This is a genomic window from Citrobacter sp. TBCS-14 (assembly GCF_005280805.1).
GTDB lineage: Bacteria > Pseudomonadota > Gammaproteobacteria > Enterobacterales > Enterobacteriaceae > Citrobacter > Citrobacter gillenii.
In genome coordinates this window covers 1-380 of the sequence record NZ_SZWM01000502.1, presented here as the reverse complement: position 1 = coordinate 380, position 380 = coordinate 1, and the positions used below count along the sequence as shown (strand labels likewise).

The following is a 380-nucleotide window of genomic DNA, read 5'->3' as shown; positions in this document are numbered from 1 at the left end:
CAGATAGAGTTAAAACAGAGTTCAATGATAGACTTATTTTTGTAGGAAGTGGAGACAAACCGAATGTTATATGAGTATGTAGCTACTTATGGCGACAAATATAGAATAGATAGCTTTAAAGGGCATAGAGAGCTTCGTAAAGACCACTTAGAACTATTGCAAGGTAAAGTGTACTATAATAGTAAAAACACGCTTAGAATCGAGACCACGCTCTTGTATGAAGTCGGACAATTTGTATCAATTGGTGGTTATCCTTATGGCGGTAGAAAATTTAGATTGTTAGAGCTATCAATTACTGATAACCCAGTTTTAGATAAAGCGGAAATAATTTCAAGAAAGGTTAAAAATGACAATTAAAAACTTCACGTTTTTCAGTCCAA

At 33.7% G+C, this 380-nt stretch carries 2 protein-coding genes; both read left to right on the top strand.

The features are described from left to right. Positions 1–74: hypothetical protein (locus FDX22_RS32680; RefSeq protein ID WP_146717650.1), on the top strand; the 74-nt coding region annotated here is incomplete at its 5' end. After that, positions 64–357: a hypothetical protein gene (locus FDX22_RS19555; RefSeq protein ID WP_036853158.1), complete on the top strand. Its 294-nt coding sequence runs from the start codon at positions 64–66 to the stop codon at positions 355–357. The genes FDX22_RS32680 and FDX22_RS19555, both read left to right, overlap by 11 nt. Positions 358–380 lie beyond the last annotated feature (23 nt).

Bases quoted from the DNA above. Each gene is read 5' to 3' on its own strand.
- FDX22_RS19555 (WP_036853158.1), top strand. From the start codon at position 64: ATGTTATATGAGTATGTAGCTACTTATGGCGACAAATATAGAATAGAT.